Origin of the sequence: Kitasatospora sp. NPDC092286, assembly GCF_044755565.1 — a bacterium.
GTDB lineage: Bacteria > Actinomycetota > Actinomycetes > Streptomycetales > Streptomycetaceae > Kitasatospora.
In genome coordinates this window covers 1-16,545 of the sequence record NZ_JBIVRD010000057.1, presented here as the reverse complement: position 1 = coordinate 16,545, position 16,545 = coordinate 1, and the positions used below count along the sequence as shown (strand labels likewise).

Here is a 16,545-nt window from a genome sequence, read left to right as displayed (position 1 = left end):
TCTGTGGGGCCCTGTGTGGGCCCTGCGGGGCTCTGCGGACCTTCTCAGACCCTGCGGGTTCTCTCCGGTCGGCAGGTCAGAACGGCAGCCCGGGGATGCTTCCCCCGCCCAGGCCCTGGGTCAGCGGGCCCATCCGCTCGGACTGCATCTTCTGCGCCGTCTGGTTCGCGTCCCGGACGGCCGCGAGGATCAGGTCGGCCAGCGTCTCGGTGTCCTCCGGGTCGACGGCGGCCGGGGCGATGGTCAGCGCGACCAGCTCACCGGCGCCCGTCACGGTGGCCTCGACCAGGCCACCGCCCGCCGTACCGTTCACCTTCGCCTCGGCCAGCTCCTGCTGGGCCCGGGCGAGTTCCTCCTGCATCTTCTGCGCCTGCTTCAGCAGCTGCTGCATGTTGGGCTGACCACCACCGGGGAACACGGCTCACTCCCTTGCGTTCTGTGTTCGCGTTGTCTCGCTCGCGTCGTCGAACCGAGCCTACGTGCTGCCCGGGCCGACCGCGTACGGCCGCCCGTCGGTGGCGCGGTGGGCGGTGTGGTGGTCAGTTCCCGGTGTGGTGGATCTCCTCCAGGACGGTCGCACCCAGCTCGCGGATGATCAGCTCCTGGCCCGAGAACGCCTCCTCGTTGAGGTCCGGGTCGTCCTCCTCCGGGATGTCGTCCTCCGGCGCCACCGACCGCACCGGCCGCGAGGGGGCCATGGCCGGCGGCGGCTGTACGGGCGTGGGCGCCGGAGCGGCCGGGACCGGCGTGGGCGCGGGGGCCGACACGGGTGCCGGAGCGGGGGTCTGCATGGCGGGGGCCTGCATCTGGGGCGCGGGCGCGGCGGGACGCGCCGCCTGCGGGGCACCCCAGCCACCACCGCCACCGCCACCGGTACCACCGGCGAGGCCGCCCGCGGCGGCGCCACCGGCTCCGCCGACCCCACCGGACGGGTCGACGATGCACTCGATCCGCCAGTCCACACCCAGCGCGTCGGTCAGCGCCTGCCGCAGCACGTCGTCGCTGTTGCTGCTGACGAAGCTGTCCCGGGCGCCCGCGTTGATGAAGGACACCTGGAGCACGCTGCCGTCGAACCCGGCCACCTGGCCGTTCTGGCTGAGCAGGATCCAGGTGAAGCGACGGCGGTTCTTCACCGCCTCCAGAATCTGCGGCCAGAGCTGCCGGACCTGCCCGGCACCCTGCTGGGCGGCCGCGGAAGGCTGCCCGCCGGGGGCGGAAGCCGGAACGGCGGCCACGGCCGGAGCCGGGGCTGCCTGCGGCTGGGGCGTCTGGGCGGGCGTGGGTACGGGCGCCGGAGCGGCCGCCGGGGCGCCGCCCGCCGGCGGGAAGCTGCGCGGAATCGGCCAGGCACCCGGCGCGGGCGCGGCCGGGGCCGGGGCCGGCTGCGCGGGCGGGGCCTGCGGCACCGGCGGAACCACGGGCGCGGGGGCCGCCACAACCGGCGGCGCCTCCACCGCGGGAGCCGCTGCCATCGGAGCCGCTGCCGCCACGGGCGCGGCCACCGCACCCGGGCCTCCCGTCATGCCCACTGCCGGCGCCGCTGCCGCGAATCCCCCGGCCGCCGCCCGCCGCTCCAGCTTGTCCAGCCGCGCCTGCAGCGACAGCTCGTCGCTGTACGCACCCGGCAGCATCACACGGGCGCAGATCAGCTCCAGCTGGAGCCGGGGCGCCGCGTTCCCCCTCATCTCGGTCAGCCCGGTGTTGACGATGTCCGCCGCCCGGCTCAGTTCGGCGGCGCCGAACGCGTCCGCCTGCGCCTGCATGATCGCGACCCGGTCCGCCGGGGCGTCGATCAACCCCTTCTCCCCGGCGTCCGGCACGGTGGCCAGGATCACCAGGTCCCGGAGCCGCTCCAGCAGGTCCGTGACGAACCTGCGCGGATCGTGCCCGCCCTCGACCACCCGGTCGATGACCTGGAACACCGTCGCCCCGTCCTGCGCGGCGAAGGCGTCCACCACCTCGTCCAGCAGCGCCGAGTCCGTGTAGCCGAGCAGCGCGGTGGCCATCGGGTACGTCACCCCGGCCTCGTCGGCACCCGCGAGCAGCTGGTCCATCACCGACATCGAGTCACGCACCGACCCGGCCCCGGCCCGGACCACCAGCGGAAAGACGGTGTCCTCGACCTGGATGCCCTCCCGGCCGCAGACCTCCGCCAGGTAGTCACGCAGCGTGCCGGGCGGCACCAGCCGGAACGGATAGTGGTGCGTCCGGGAGCGGATCGTCCCGATCACCTTCTCCGGCTCCGTGGTCGCGAAGATGAACTTGAGGTGCTCCGGCGGCTCCTCCACCACCTTCAGCAGCGCGTTGAAGCCGGCCGAGGTCACCATGTGCGCCTCGTCCAGAATGAAGATCTTGTACCGGCTGTGCACCGGCGCGAAGAACGCCCGCTCCCGCAGCTCACGGGCGTCGTCCACACCACCGTGCGAGGCCGCGTCGATCTCGATCACGTCGATCGATCCGGGCCCACCCGTCGCCAGGTCCCGGCAGGACTGGCACTCACCGCACGGCGTCGGCGTCGGCCCCTGCTCGCAGTTCAGACAGCGGGCCAGGATGCGCGCACTCGTCGTCTTGCCGCAGCCGCGCGGGCCGCTGAACAGATAGGCGTGGTTGACCCTGTTGTTACGCAGGGCCTGCTGGAGCGGAGCGGTCACGTGCTCCTGACCGATGACCTCCGCAAAGGTCTCGGGGCGATAGCGGCGGTACAGGGCTAGGGACACACCCCCGACGATATCGGGACGGACCGACAAACGCGTCGCCCCTCGCCTCCCGGCCCCGGGAACGCAAAGACCCCCCGCGCACCCGCCAGAGCCCTCCTACCCTTGCTGCCTTCCGGCCCTGGGGGGGTTCAGAGAGATAACGCCACACGAGGGGCTGACACCCACAGTACCGGATCCCGACCCCCCACCTCCACCACCCACCCCCTTCACCGATCCGCAGGCACCACCCCCCGCTCACCCTCCACATGCGTGGTCGCAACCACCCCTGAACATGTACTAAGCTCTCCCACGGAGGATTCGCCTAGAGGCCTAGGGCGCACGCTTGGAAAGCGTGTTGGGGGCAACCCCTCACGAGTTCGAATCTCGTATCCTCCGCCTCCGCCCGCCAGGGCAAACGAAGGGCCCGACCGCACTGCGGTCGGGCCCTTCGTCGTCTCGTGGTCTCAATTTTGGTCTCAGTCGCCAGCTGGATCCATCTGACCGGCCCCGGCGCCACGACGGCGTAGCCACGGCGAGTCCAGCAGACCCCTGGTACGCCCTCGCCGTCGCTACCGCTGGCCAACTCCACCAGCTTCACGATCAGGGCCATGGTGGCTGTTCGATGTGACCGGGAAATTGTCAGGTGCGGCAAGGTGGACACACCTAGCATCTGTGCATGACCTCAGATGACGCCGCGCAGCCGTGCCCGATGCCCAACGCTCATCGGCGGCTAATGGATTGCCATGCCCAATGGCACCGGCTGCATGAGGTGTACTTCGACCCGCACGAGTTCAGGTTGACCATGAACTCGTTGGTCCAGAACCTGCGGAATGTGACCTGGCTGCTGCAAAAGCAGAAGGCTCAACTCGTCGGCTTCGACGAGTGGTACCCGCGGTTCCAGCAGAGTTCCGGCAGCAATGAGATCATGCGGTGGATCGTGAAGTCGCGTAACCGCATCACAAAGGAGGCTGATCTGGAGCTTCTCAGTGAGCTTCAGGTCGTATGGCATCAGGACTGGCTTCAGCGCGTCATCGGCACGTCGTCGAAGTATCCGCCCAGGATGTCGATCCGAGAGATCACAGACGACGTCATGCGACGCTATCGGCCGCCCTTCGGGACCATGACTGTCAGGAGGCGCTGGGTGGACAAGGCGCTGCCCGCGTGGGAGCTCCTGGATGCGACGAGCGAGGCGTACACGCGGCTCGAAGAGTTGCTCGCCGAAGGCCACTCGGTGGCTGGCGTGCCTGTGTGCGACCTGGAGGCACATGACCGAGAGTGTGTGACGTCGAGCCTTCAGGTATCAGGCACGCGCCCGCACTGCATGCTGGACGCCAAGGACGATCTGGAGGCTCACTTCGACTTGGTGGAAGGTGTCGAGATCGAGTCCACCTCCTTGGTCATCGAGCGTGACGAAGAGCTGATCGCAAAGTCCGTTGAGCGTTATGGCAGTCGGGCCAAGATTCCAACCAACGGACCCATCGACGCCGTACCGGAGTTCATGGCGAACGCTCAACGGCTCATGGAGATGGACGGAGAGCACGGAACCTTCGTATTTCTTTACCGAGGGGACGCGCTGATCAAAATGGGTGGGCTCATCTTCTACAACCAGAACTCGAAGATCCTCGCCTTCGAGAAGCTGGCCAGTCAGGTGAAGGCGATGAACGCCGATGGTGTGCTTGTAATCGCGGAGTCGTGGTTTGCGCTTCCCACCAAGAGGGAGGAAGAGCTGGGGACCGTATTCTTCCCAGCTCGGGATCGGCTGGATCGCATGGAAGCGCTGACGGTGTACGCGGCCACTCGCAACGGTAAGACAGCCGGGCAAATCTCGCTGGTCACGCGTGACGCCTCCGGGCGAGCGATCTGCGCAGAGCCAGCTGACATGGACGATGCAGTGGTGAACACACTGGCCCCCATCCTCAGAATCTGGGCCGAGATGGACGCGTCGACAGGCTGACACTGCTGGCGAGAGAGCTGCACCAGGATGGGCGTTGCCGCCTTGCTTCAACTGCATGTGCAGTTGAAGCAAGGCGGCAACGGTCATTCATGCCTCGTGGTCTGCCAGCGGTGACTGGTTGCCCTGCTCCGCCTCCCCACCCCACAGCGCCTCGCCGATCTTCCTGCCGACATCGTTCAGCATCGGCTCGGTGACGTGCTGGTAGCGCTGGGCCATCGAGGTCGAGGACCAGCCCATGATCGCCATCACGATCCGTTCCGGCACGCCGAGCAGGAGGAGGACAGTCGAGGCGGTGTGCCGGGCGTCGTGGAGGCGGCCGTCACGGATGCCGGCCTCGCGCAGGAGCCGCTTCCAGTGGTGGTAGTCGGTGCTGGGGTTGAGCGGCTCGCCGGTCTCCGAGGTGAAGACGTAGCCCTTGTCCGTCCAGAGGTCGCGGGCGAGGGCCCGCTCGCGGCCCTGCTCCTCCTTGTGCTGCCGGAGGATCACGACGAGTTGCTCGGGCAGCGGCACCGCGCGTCGCCCGGCTCGGGACTTGGTGTCCTTGGTCTCGCGGCGGATCGGCTCCTTCTGCGGGCAGAAGCCGGGCTTGCGCCCGCAGCGGTCGCCGCAGCCGTGCCGGTACTTGGGACGCAGCCGGCCGCGCTTGACCCAGGCGACGCCGCGAGCGAAGTCGACGTCCTTCCACTGGAGCCCGAGCACCTCGCCCTGACGCAGGCCGAGGGCGAGCGCGAAGATCCAGCGGGCGGAGTTGCGGCGCTTGCGCGCCATGTCCATGAGCGCCTGGACCTCCTCGATCTCGAACGGCTCGACCTCCTCCTCTTCAAGCTTCGGGGCCTTGGCGATCGTGGCCACGTTGCGGGTGAGGTGGTCGCGCCGCAGGGCCTCGCCGAGGGCGACACGGATGGTGCGGTGGGCCTGGTGGGCAGTACCGGCGGCGCTGCCAGCGGCCTGCATCTTCTTGTAGAAGCGCTCCAGGTGCTCGGGTTCCAGCTTCTCCAGGCGGTGCGCGCCGAGGCCGGGTATGAGGTGCACGCGGACGGCGACCTCGTATCCGGCGTACGTGTTCTCGCTGACGGTGCCGGGGACGATCTCCTTGATCCAGTGGGTCAGCCACTTGCCGACCGTCCACTTCTGGCCGGCCTTGGGCACGGTGCCGTTGTCGCGCAGCTTCTCCAGCTTGCGGACCTTGGCCGTGACCTCGGGGCGGGTCTTGGCGCTGACGTGACGGCGGTCGGGGGTGCCGTCGTCCTTGACGCCGACCGTGACGCGGCCGTGCCAGCGGCCGTCCTTTCCCTCGTAGATCGAGGAGTCGCCGTTGGGCTTGCGGGTCTTCGCCATACGCTCCCCCTCAGGCCGCGAGCGCGACGGTCGAAGCGGCGGCCTGCGTACGGGCGGTGACGTACTCCTTGAGCGCCTCGGCGGGCACTCGGCGGAGTCGGCCGATCGTCACGGACGGGACTTCGCCGGAGGCGACCAGGGCGTACATCGTCGTCCGGCCGACGCCGAGGCGGCGGGCGGCTTCCTCGACGGTGAGAGCGACGAGCGTGGGGTCGGCTGCACCGTGCTGATCTGCGATCAGGCGCAGGAGGACCTGCTCCGTGATGCCGAGGGCATGGGCCACTCGGGCAAGCTTCAACGGCGTTTCGGACATGGGTGTCCTATCCCAGCGGCGCTTTCGGCTATGCGCCGCCGTTGTCGATGTTCCAGGGATGGGCGATTTCGGTTGTGCGGGTCCGCGTTGTGACCTCCGGCGTTCGTAGCGCCGAGGGGCTGCGGAAGGCATGGGCCGGTCGAAGCTCCATGGGCTGGCAAGGCCCGTGGTCCGACTGGCGGGAGGGGACGTTAGCGGTTGATTCCGGCCGCACCAAACCACCGGACGTCCAGCATGATGCCGGTCGTCATCGGATCAGCGGCAGGAGCGGCGTGCAGACCCAGCACCATGCAGCAGGTGCCCTTGGGCGGCCAGGGCCGCGCTCGGGAGCGACAAGTTACGTCGCGGCTCCTGGATCGGCGAGACCTTGGGTCTCGGACGAGCCAGGAGGAATGCTCGGCGAGCGGTAGTCGCCGCCGGCCTCATCGGCGACGACCCGGGTGATCATCGCGTTGATGAGTTCGGCGAGGTTCGGGTGGGCGGCGCCGTAGGCATCGAGCGCGTCGCGGGCGCGGTCCATCTCCTTGCGGGCGGCGACGGACTTCTGCCAGCTCTCGGCGAACTCTGCCAGCAGCCGCTTCACGTGGGCGTTGGCAGCGATCTCGGGCGGTCCGACCAGGTTGTCCAGAGAGATGTCGAAGACCTTGGCGAAGCCGATGGCCTCGTCCAGGTTCACCCGGCGACGCGGTTCACCGCTCTCGATGCGCCACACCGCCGACTGGTTGAGCGGATAGCCAGCCTCGGTCAGGCGATCGGCGAGCGTGGCGGTACTCCACCCGCGCGCCTCGCGCTCCATCTTGATGCGCCGGGCGACGTTCTCCTCCCCCTCCAGTCGCTGTCTTGAATCCGCACCAGCCACGGCCAACCCTCCATGCATAGTTGTTAAGCCCATTTGCAATGCGCCGAGCACGACGTTAACGTGATGCAAAGCGAAACGCAACCAAGCCGAACTGCATCGAGCCGGGCCAGCCACCCGGCTTCGAGACACAAAGGCCCCCGGCGCTACGAACGCCGAGGGCCGAAGCAGAACCTCGAAACCGCCCATCCCTGGAACAGTCGACAACGGAGGAACCGGGTAGCCGCCCAGCGCCTCCGAGTGAGGACACCGCTGTGGACAAGCCTACGGCCCCGCCGTCAAAGCCGTCATCCCACCACGACCGGCGGCCGAGCGACCCGTCGAACGCTCACGCCGACCGCCCTTCCGGGGAGCCGCCGCACAACGTCGATGCCGAGCAGGCGGTCCTCGGAGCCTGCATGGTGAACCACCACGCGGTGGAGAAGGTCCGCAGCATGCTGGACGCACGCGACTTCTACCGCCCCGCTCACGAGACCATCTGGCGCGCGATCCTCGCGCTGCGCGCCGAGGACGCGCCCACCGACCCCATCGCCCTCACCGACCACCTGCAGTGCGCGGGAGATCTCTCTCGCGTCGGAGGGTCGTCCTACCTCCACACGCTGGTTGCCGTCGCGCCGCCCTCGACAGACAACGCCGACTACTACGCGCAGATCGTGCGTCGAGACGCCCAACTGCGGACCCTGCACGCCACCGGCATCCGCACCGTCCACCACGCACTGACTCCGGGCGCCGACCCGGACGAGATCCGTACGGCTGTCGAGACCGAGATCCGTGCCGAGCGCGAACGCGCGCTGGCCTCCGGCAGCAGCCGCCTGTCCCGCTACATCGTCAACCGCTGGGACTTCGTCACCAAGACCGGCGCGGACAAGGAACCGTTGTGGGGCACCCGGGAGCAGACCGCCTGGGCCTCCGGCGAGAGCCTGATGATCGTCGGCGCGCCGGGCGTCGGCAAGACCACCATCGCCCACCAGGTCGTCCTCGCCCGCCTCGGCCTCCAGGCCGCCGTCCTCGACCTCCCCGTCGCAGAGGGAGAACGCGTCCTCTACCTCGCCATGGACCGCCCCCAGCAGATCGCCCGCGCCATGGCCCGCCGCATCATGCCTGTCGACGAGGTCCACCTTCGCGACCGCCTCGCAGTGTGGCAGGGACCGCTCCCCGCCACCCTCGACAAGGAACCCGACCTCCTCGCCGAACTCGCCGCCGCCCACCGCGCCGACACCATCGTCATCGACAGCCTCAAGGACGCGGTCAGCACCCTCGTGGACGACTCCCTGGCCGTCACCTTCAACAACGCCCGCATGCGGGCCCTGCGCGCCGGCGTCGAGATCATGGAGCTTCACCACCAGCGCAAGGCCACCGCCGACGCGCCACGCGGCCAGCGTCCCACCCTGGACCGGGTGTACGGCTCGACCTGGCTGACCGCCGGAGCGGGCAGTGTCCTGTTCATTTCCGGCGAGGCCGGCGACCCGGCGGTCACCCTTCACCACCTCAAGACCGTGACCGGCGAGATCGGCCCGCTTCCGGTTGTCCACGACCACCAGCGCGGAACCACCTACGTCGAACCGACCCTGGATCCGGTCACCCTCCTGAGGGCCGCCACGGACGGCCTGACCGCTCGTGACCTGGCGACCGCCCTGACCGGCGAGGCCAACCCTGACCGCGCCGACATCGAGAAGGCTCGCCGCCACCTGGACCGCCTGGTCAAGAGTGGGTTGGCGGTCAAGGCCGAAGGCACTGCTGGTGGTGTCGGGGGCGGCCAGCAGGCCCGTTACCGCCCCTCTGCCCGGCACATCACGGCCGTCTCCTGACCGCCACCACGACTGGAGTGACCGAGGCAAGCGTGAGTGACCGCGTCCCCGGTCAGTCCGTCGTTCTGACCGACCGCAGTGACCGGGGTCCGGTCACTGCGGTCACGCCAGTCGACAGAACTGACCGAGGTGACCGCACGGGCCAGCGGACAGCGCCGACCGTTGTACCCGGCCGCCGGCGCACGAGCGGACCATCGCCGCCACTGGGCGCTCCCCCGGCGTGGACCGTACACAAGACCGTCCACGCACGCCTCCCGCGCAGAGCCCCGCGAAAGCCATTCACACCGTCCACGCTCAGCGAAGAAACCGCAGGTAGAGCGATCACGGAGGCGCACACGCCGTCCACGCGACCCAGCGTTCACGCGCGAGCCCCCCTCTAGAAGGGGGCTCGCGTGTACGCCCCGTCGTGAACCCCGTGCCATCGAGGAGATTGCCGAGCTTCCACCGCACGCCGTAACGTCCACTGGCCCGGCCTGCAAATGGTCACCCGCATTCCGAACTGAGGTCAGTCCACCGGAAGCCGGAGCAAGTTGTGAGGCAAGGAGTCCTTACCCCGCCTGCACCTCGCAGCGGATGGCGCTGCCCTCGCCCAGGGGTGAGAGGGCAGCGCGGATGACCCTCAGGGACCAGCAACGCAGCCCGACCCAAGCCGGTCTGCGACGTGCTGGCTCGATACCGAAAGCCCTACACCATGGCCCCGACCATCGGTACGGTAGCGATCCGTAGTGGCTTCGACACGGTATCGGGGGCCAGCGTGAGGGGCAGCGGTATCACGTTCGGCAAGTTCATCGCGCTCCGTCGCGCCGAGATGGAGTGGACCCAGCTCCGCCTCGCCGCTGAGCTCGACCGCAGCGAGGTCTGGATGTCGCTGGTCGAACGGGACTTGCAGCAGGTGAAAGACCTGACCCTGCTCCGGCGCCTCGCGGAGGTACTGAGCTGCGAGCTCAACGAGCTGATGGCCTTACCGCAACCGGCCGCAGACCGGCCGAGGTCCCGCCCCCGCAAGTCCACCTCGGCTACGCTGACGAGCAGTTCCGCTGCCGAGGAGGACGATGTGCGACGCCGCCCGTTCCTGACCCTGGCGGCTGCCGCCCTGTTCACCCCGGTCGTCGGCCAGCAGGCCGCGCACGCCGAGGCAGCCTCACCGCTGGCCGGCCTGGAGGACCTGCTGCTCTACGGGACAGGGCGGGTTCCGGTGCCCCGCAGCGAGCCAACCCATGAGACCGTCGCTGCATCTCTCCTGACGTCTCGTCGCGAGTTCAAGGCAGCCAAGTGCGACGCGCTCGCTGAGGCTCTGCCGAGCCGGATCGCTGCCGCCCAAATGGTCGGCAGCACCGAGGACCGGGCTCGTAACGTCGCCCGGCTCTACAATCTCGCAGTTCGACTGTGCATCAAGATCGGTGACAACAACCTGGTGGCCATCACCGCCGACCGCGCGCTCACCGCCGCCCGGTCCGGTGGCGACCCGCTGGTGGTCGCCGAGGCACAGCGGATGGTCTCCAGCGCATGGCGCCGCCAGGGCAGCCTGGCCCGAGCAACCGACATCGTGGTGGTCGCCGCCGAAGACCTCCTGGCCGACACCACGGTGTCCGAGTCCGCCCGCCTGGCCGCCCGCGGCGACCTGTACGCCACTGCGGCCTACACCGCCGCGAAGACCGGCGACCGCGCCTACGCGCACTCGCTGATCCGTGAGGCTGCCGACAGCGCCGCAGCCGCCGGCCGGGCCTCCGGCCTGGTCGACGGCATCCAGGGCGTCGCCCTGCACGAGTTGTCGGTGCATTACGAGCTCGGCGACGCTGGCCGGGCGATTGAGCTGGCCTCCACGATCGACCCCACCGCGCTGCCGACCGCCGAGCGGCAAGCCCGCTTCTTCACCGATGTGGCCCGTGCGTTCGACCAGTGGAACAAGCCCGAACAGTGCTACCGGGCTCTGCTGGCCGCCGAGGAGGCGGCCCCACAGGAAATCCGCCGGGGTGCCGTCCGTGACCTCGTCACCCCTCTGCTCCGGCACGACCGCAAGCTGCCCGGCGTACGGGACTTCGCCGCCCGAGCGGGCGTTCAGATCGTCTGACCCGTAGCCGGACTACGGGCCGTAGTCCGGCTACGGATCCAGACTTCCGCTCGGCAGTTCACTGGGGAACGTCCACTCCTCCCCCCGCTGCCGAAGGCCCTCCCATGCCAACGCCCAGCACCTCCCCGCCGCCCGCCAGCCGGCGGCACGCCGCCCCGCCGGATCGTGACCGGCTCGACGCATTCCTCACCGCATCCTGGGCCGCCTTGCACCTGCCTATGCTCGCCTTGCTTGGCCTGGCTGTTCATAACCAGCCGGCCGAGGCCAGCCCTCAGATTGCGGCGACCGCGCCCGACCTGCCTGCCTCCTGAGGCACCCGGAGGCCGTCGTGACGGCTCCACCTTCTTCTTCCGCTCGCTCGCCCGAGAGGAGATCCAGCCATGCACCGGCTGACCGACGCGCCCGCGCTGCACACTGAGTTGGAGCGCATCGACTACCGCACCACGCCCGCGTACTACTTCGACACCGAGCACGTCACCGACCCGGTCGTGCTGCACCTGCTGAACTGCTGCCCGACCGTGTTCGGCCTCAAGAAGGCCATCACCGACCTGCTGGCCGGCAACCTGGATGTCTCGCTGCCGGAGGCGACCGGGACCATCGAGCCCGGCGCCACCGTTCGGGGCCACGTGATCGTGGCGCCCGGAGCCGTCATCGCGGAAGGCGCGTTCGTCACCGGCCCGGTGCTGGTCTGCCCCGGCGCGGTGATCGAGGCCGGCGCGCGGGTGCGCGACCACACCGTCGTCGGCCCCGGCTGCCGCATCGGCTTCGGCGCCGAGGTCACCCGCTCCCTGCTGACCGGTGGCGTCTTCATGAAGCACACCAGTTTCGTCGGGGACTCCGTGCTCGGCCTCGGCGTCAACATCGGCGCGTTCGTCTCCACTACCGGCCTGCGGGTCACCTCCGGACCGGTCACCGAACCGGCCACCGAGGAGGTCTGCGCTCACCTCGACGGCCGGCGCGTCGCCACTGGCCAGACGAAGTTCGGCGCGGTGGTCGGCGACGGCGTGATCGTTCCCGCCGGCACCGTGCTCCAGCCCGCCACCCTGATCGGCGCGCACACCCTGCTCTACCCGAAGACGCAGGTCGGGGGCTTCTTCCCGGCCGGAAGCCAGGGAAGGTGACCATGCCCAGCACCGACACCACCACGACGACCGACGAGAGGGCCGTGCGGATCACCGGGGGCCGCCGCCTCGCTGGTACCGCCACCGTCCAGGGCAGCAAGAACATCGCCCTGCACCTGTACGCCGCCGCGATCCTCGCCGACGCCCCGCTCACCCTGGTCGGTGCACCCGCGATCCTGGACACCCTGGTCGTCGCCGACGTCCTGCACCGCACCGGCACCCGCGCCACCGTGACCGGCGACGAGTTCGCCACCCGACCGGCCGACTCCTACTTCCCCGTCATCCCGGACGACCTCGGACGGCGCATCCGCACTACCGCAGTGATGGGCGGCGCCCTGCTGGCCCGCTGCGGCAAGGTCACCTTCCCCACCCCCGGCGGGGACGCCTTCTGCGCCCGCTACATCGACCGACACCTGGCCGCGATGGAAGCCGCCGGGGCCGAGGTCGAGGTGAACCGGGGCCGGGTACGGGCCCGCTTCACCGGCAAACGGCTGCCGTTCATCACCGACGCCGAGACCCGCTCGTGGGGGCCGAGCCTGGGCGCGACGGTCACCGCGATGCTGCTGGCCGCCCGGACCCCGGGCACCTCCGCGATCCTCAACCCCAGCGTGGAACCTGAGGTCACCCACACCGCAGCCCTGCTCTCGCAGGCCGGAGTCGGCATCGAGTGGCGAGGCCGGACGGCCCTGAACGTCACCGGCACCGACCGCATCCGGGGCGGGGTATTCACCGTGCCGCCGGACCGGCTGGAGGCCGCCACCCTCGCGCTGGCCGCCGCCATCACAGGCGGCACCGTCCACCTGGACGGCTTCCCGCTGGCCGCGTTCCCGGACGGGCTGGTGTCCGTGTTCGCCGACGCCGGAATCCAGCTCGACCCGCTGGACGGCGGAACGGCGGTCAGCACCCCGGCCGGGCCACGGCCGGTACAGATGGCCACCGGCCCGCACCCCGGCTTTCCCACCGACGTGCAGCCGCAGCTGACCGCCTTCCTCACCCAGGCCGAGGGCACTTCCCGCATCGACGAGCGGATCTACACCCAGCGCGACACCCACCTGTCGGCCCTGGCCGCGTTCGGCGCCGCCGTCAACGCGACCGGCTCGGTGATCACCGTCCGGGGCCGGTCCGCCCTCACCGGTGCCGACGTGGCCGGGGAGGACATCCGGGCGGTGACCGCTCTCGTGATCGCCGCCCTGGCCGCCGAGGGCACCTCTACGATCCGAGGGATGTATCACCTGCGGCGCGGATACGGCAGCCTGCTGCCGAAGTTGGCCGCGCTCGGTGCCGACCTGACGATCGACCAGGAGTAGCCGTGACCAACACCGTGCTGTGGACCCCGAACGCGCTCGCCGACCTGCGCGAGTGCCTGGACCTGATGACCGCAGACGGCACCGTGCCCGGCGGGGTCATCGCCCACGGCACCTTCGACACCGAGCCTGGCTACCTGGCCTCCGGCGTCGTCGCCCCCGAGTGCGGCGACGCCCGGCCGGGGCCGGACACGGTGTACGACGTGGCCTCGCTGACCAAGGTCCTGGCCACCTGGCCGCTGGTCGGCACCTCCCTCATGGACGGCTTCACCCTGGACACCACGATCCGCGAACTGCTGGCCGGCATCCCGGCCGAGGCGCCCGGCGGCCGGGTGACGGTCGGCCAGATCCTGGCCCACACCTCCGGCCTGCGGGCCGACACCCGCCTCGACCAGTACCGCAACCGCCCCGAGCCGCTGGCCGACCTGATCTGCGGAGAGCCGCTGATCGCCGACCCCGGGGCAGGTCACCGCTACATCAACCGCGGCTTCATCCTCCTCGGCCTGGCCCTGGCCCACTACCGCTGCCGACGCCTGGACGAGCTGGCGGCCGAGCTCTGGCAGGACCTCGGCATGACCGGCACGACCTACGGACCGGTGCCCCGCTCCGCTCAGGTCGCCCCGACCGAGCAGCGGTTGAACGGCGGGCCCCGGCTGTGGGGGATGCCGCACGACGACAACGCCGCCCTGCTCGGCGGAGTCGCCGGCCACGCCGGGGTGTTCACCACCCCGGCCGACCTCGCCGTCTTCGCCACCCACCTGCTGTCCTCGCACGCCACCGGCGGGCCCTTGGGCCGCTGGCTCGCCTACAGCATGCAGCCGCAGGCCGAGATCGAGCCGGGCCTCGACCGTGGCCTGGCCTGGATCCTCGCCGACGAGGGCAGGCTCGCCTACCACCACGGCTTCACCGGGACCAGCCTCTACCTCGCCCCGGCCACCGGCCGCTACCTGGCCATCTGCACCAACGCCGTCTACCACCACCAGGACAACCGCACCCGCCTCGCCCCGCTGCGGACCCTCTCCCTCAAGGCGATCACCGACGAACCCTAGGAGGGCCTACCGTGCCCAGCACCACGTTCGCGTCCCTCACTACCCTGCGACTCGGGGGCCCCGCCGAGCACGTTCTGACGATCTCCACCCCCGCCGACTGGGCCGACGCCGTCAGGACGATCGGGCAGCGCCATGAGCAGGCCCCCGTGGCGCTGGGCCACGGCAGCAACGTCATCGCCTCCGACGCCGGCCACCCCGGCACCGTCCTGGTCATGAACACCCGGGGCATCACCGCCACTCGTGTGGACGACACCACGATCGACGTCACCGTGCAGGCCGGACACCCGCTCACCGACCTCACCGCCTGGGCCGCCGCCGAGCACCTGGCCGGGATCGAGTGCCTGGCCGGGATACCCGGCACCACCGGGGCGGCCCCCGTTCAGAACGCCGGCGCCTACGGTCAGCAGATCTCCGACACCCTCCACCACCTGACCGTGTGGGACTGGGAGATGGGCCGCATGCGGACCCTGCCCGTCGAGGCATGCCGCCTGCGCCACCGTGACAGCAGGTTCAAGAGCAACCCCGGCCGCTGGACCATCCTCACCGCGACGTTCCACCTCACCCGCTCACCGGCCGCCCCCGTCACCTACCAGCCGCTCGCGGACGAACTCGGCACCTCCATCGGCACCCGGCCGCCCGTCGCCGACGTGACGGCCGCCGTTCTCGCCAACCGCCACCGCCGCGGACTTCTCCTCGACCCCCACGGCCCTGCCGCCCGCCAGGCCGGATCGGTCTTCCTCAACCCGCCCGTCACCGCCGCCCAGGCCACCCGCCTGTCCGGCACCGGGTGCCCCGTCCACGCTGACAGCGACGGACAACTCCGGGCCAGCGCCGGCTGGCTCCTGGAACACATCGGCTACCGCCCCGGCTACAAGATCGCAGACGGCATCCACTGCTCGGAACGCCGCACCCTCACCCTCACCGCCCACGACAGAGCGACCGCAGCGGGCTTTGCCCAGGCCCTCACCGAGCTCTCGACGCAGGTCGAGATCGCAACCGGGATCAAGCTCCGGCCCGAGCCGATGTTGGTCGGCGCCTGGGCATGAGGAGTCCCGTGGGAACCGGGACCTCCATGACCGCCGAGACCGTGCCCCTCCGCACCGTCCTCAGCAGCCACGGCGACGGCAGGCGTCGACACTTCGCCCGAGGCACCGGCGACCCGCCGCTGCACGCCCGTTTCCGCCCCGAATAGCGCTTCCGCGCCACCGCCAACAGAAACCGACGGGTTCCCGGGATCCGGAAGCAGAACAGCCACGAACCCGCCGCAGAAGGTCTGTTCTGACCGGAAACCTGCAGCGGGTGTTCGTGGCCGCTCTGTGAGGACTACTTGGTTCTCAGCTCGGCAGCGCGGCGAGGTGACGCTTGATGCCGGAGTCGAGGCGGAGCTTGTCCGGGGTGCCTGGGAAGTCGCGGACCGCCTGCAGGAGCTCGCGCTCGGGCCGTCCCGTGATCTTGACGTCGATAACGTTCAGGAGCTCGTCCCACTTCTTCTGGGACAGCTGACGCTGCAGCTGGCTTGAGATCTCGGCGTCGGCGAACGCTTGGAGGGCGAGCGATGCCTGCTCCGGGTCGAAGCGGCTGATCAGGTCCAGGTAGATCTCGTTGGCCGCGAACGCCTCGCCGTGGCCGTTGGTGAGGAACACCGTTATCAGGGTTTTGACGTACTGTCGCGCGAGGCTGTCCGGAACCGCCCCGTGTTCTCCGACGAGTTCAGCGAGGCGTCGCGCCACTCGGGGCTCGTTGTAGAAGTTGTCCCGGGCGAGGTGCACGTTCAGCAGGTCTTCGACCGCCTCGGCCATCTCCGCGACCTTGATCTCGTCGGGCAGGTAACTTCCGCCCTGGACAAGGTCGATGAGTTGGCGGGCGAGGACGGCCTGGGCCTGGTCGGCGTTGGCCAGGAAGCGCGCGAGGCGGGTGCCAACCCAGAACCGGGTGTCCTCAGAGAGCGGTTTGTGAGTGTTTGACTGGTTCTGGTGTCACCTGATGGTGTGAGTGTGGACTGGAGTTCGCTCGCTCGGCGCCGCTGCTCTGCTGG

General features: G+C 70.0%; 15 protein-coding genes, 1 tRNA gene and 1 other RNA gene. 10 read left to right on the top strand and 7 right to left on the bottom strand.

Going from position 1 to position 16,545, the window contains the following annotated elements; genetic code table 11:
* Positions 1-76: 76 nt before the first annotated feature.
* From ACIQIB_RS36180 to ffs, 3 genes are all read right to left on the bottom strand, one after another.
* Positions 77-418 (bottom strand): YbaB/EbfC family nucleoid-associated protein, encoded by a 342-nt coding sequence (locus ACIQIB_RS36180; RefSeq protein ID WP_363604036.1) that lies wholly within the window; start codon positions 416-418, stop codon positions 77-79.
* Positions 419-539: 121 nt separating this feature from the next.
* A complete protein-coding gene (locus tag ACIQIB_RS36175; RefSeq protein WP_400763279.1) occupies positions 540-2,717 on the bottom strand; it encodes a DNA polymerase III subunit gamma and tau in 2,178 nt (725 codons plus the stop codon).
* Between the two features lie 65 nt (positions 2,718-2,782).
* Positions 2,783-2,873: signal recognition particle sRNA small type (gene ffs, locus ACIQIB_RS36170), an RNA gene on the bottom strand.
* Positions 2,874-3,007: 134 nt separating this feature from the next.
* Between ffs and ACIQIB_RS36165 the strand changes: the two genes are divergently transcribed.
* Together ACIQIB_RS36165 and ACIQIB_RS36160 are read left to right on the top strand one after the other, a co-directional pair.
* Positions 3,008-3,092: transfer RNA gene (locus ACIQIB_RS36165), tRNA-Ser, on the top strand.
* 280 nt (positions 3,093-3,372) lie between these two features.
* The gene (locus ACIQIB_RS36160; RefSeq protein WP_363604033.1) at positions 3,373-4,650 is read left to right on the top strand and encodes a hypothetical protein; all 1,278 of its coding nucleotides are present in this window, start codon (positions 3,373-3,375) and stop codon (positions 4,648-4,650) included.
* Positions 4,651-4,737: 87 nt separating this feature from the next.
* Here ACIQIB_RS36160 and ACIQIB_RS36155 read toward each other — a convergent pair whose 3' ends face one another.
* From ACIQIB_RS36155 to ACIQIB_RS36145, 3 genes are all read right to left on the bottom strand, one after another.
* Positions 4,738-5,988: a tyrosine-type recombinase/integrase gene (locus tag ACIQIB_RS36155; RefSeq protein WP_400763275.1), complete on the bottom strand. Its 1,251-nt coding sequence runs from the start codon at positions 5,986-5,988 to the stop codon at positions 4,738-4,740.
* A 10-nt stretch (positions 5,989-5,998) separates the two neighbouring features.
* Entirely contained in the window at positions 5,999-6,271 is a 273-nt protein-coding gene (locus ACIQIB_RS36150) for a helix-turn-helix domain-containing protein (protein ID WP_400763273.1), read from the bottom strand.
* 367 nt (positions 6,272-6,638) lie between these two features.
* On the bottom strand, positions 6,639-7,160 hold the full coding sequence (locus tag ACIQIB_RS36145; RefSeq protein WP_400763270.1) for a helix-turn-helix transcriptional regulator: 522 nt from the start codon (positions 7,158-7,160) through the stop codon (positions 6,639-6,641).
* A gap of 251 nt (positions 7,161-7,411) precedes the next feature.
* Here ACIQIB_RS36145 and ACIQIB_RS36140 point away from each other — a divergent pair, with 251 nt between their 5' ends.
* The 7 genes from ACIQIB_RS36140 (at position 7,412) to ACIQIB_RS36110 (ending at position 15,702) form a co-directional block, all read left to right on the top strand.
* A complete protein-coding gene (locus ACIQIB_RS36140) occupies positions 7,412-8,965 on the top strand; it encodes a DnaB-like helicase N-terminal domain-containing protein (protein ID WP_400763267.1) in 1,554 nt (517 codons plus the stop codon).
* A 754-nt stretch (positions 8,966-9,719) separates the two neighbouring features.
* Positions 9,720-11,036 (top strand): helix-turn-helix domain-containing protein, encoded by a 1,317-nt coding sequence (locus tag ACIQIB_RS36135; protein ID WP_400763265.1) that lies wholly within the window; start codon positions 9,720-9,722, stop codon positions 11,034-11,036.
* 380 nt (positions 11,037-11,416) lie between these two features.
* On the top strand, positions 11,417-12,157 hold the full coding sequence (locus ACIQIB_RS36130; protein ID WP_400763263.1) for a hypothetical protein: 741 nt from the start codon (positions 11,417-11,419) through the stop codon (positions 12,155-12,157).
* Between the two features lie 2 nt (positions 12,158-12,159).
* Positions 12,160-13,464, top strand: a complete 1,305-nt coding sequence (locus tag ACIQIB_RS36125) for a UDP-N-acetylglucosamine 1-carboxyvinyltransferase (RefSeq protein ID WP_400763260.1) — start codon at positions 12,160-12,162, stop codon at positions 13,462-13,464.
* A gap of 2 nt (positions 13,465-13,466) precedes the next feature.
* Entirely contained in the window at positions 13,467-14,510 is a 1,044-nt protein-coding gene (locus ACIQIB_RS36120) for a serine hydrolase domain-containing protein (protein ID WP_400763257.1), read from the top strand.
* 11 nt (positions 14,511-14,521) lie between these two features.
* Positions 14,522-15,556, top strand: coding sequence for a UDP-N-acetylmuramate dehydrogenase (locus ACIQIB_RS36115; protein WP_400763254.1), 1,035 nt, complete (start codon positions 14,522-14,524; stop codon positions 15,554-15,556).
* Between the two features lie 8 nt (positions 15,557-15,564).
* On the top strand, positions 15,565-15,702 hold the full coding sequence (locus ACIQIB_RS36110; protein WP_363604015.1) for a hypothetical protein: 138 nt from the start codon (positions 15,565-15,567) through the stop codon (positions 15,700-15,702).
* Positions 15,703-15,844: 142 nt separating this feature from the next.
* Here ACIQIB_RS36110 and ACIQIB_RS36105 read toward each other — a convergent pair whose 3' ends face one another.
* Positions 15,845-16,153 (bottom strand): hypothetical protein, encoded by a 309-nt coding sequence (locus ACIQIB_RS36105; protein WP_400763251.1) that lies wholly within the window; start codon positions 16,151-16,153, stop codon positions 15,845-15,847.
* Positions 16,154-16,204: 51 nt separating this feature from the next.
* Here ACIQIB_RS36105 and ACIQIB_RS36100 point away from each other — a divergent pair, with 51 nt between their 5' ends.
* Positions 16,205-16,474, top strand: a complete 270-nt coding sequence (locus tag ACIQIB_RS36100) for a hypothetical protein (protein WP_400763249.1) — start codon at positions 16,205-16,207, stop codon at positions 16,472-16,474.
* Positions 16,475-16,545: the final 71 nt, after the last annotated feature.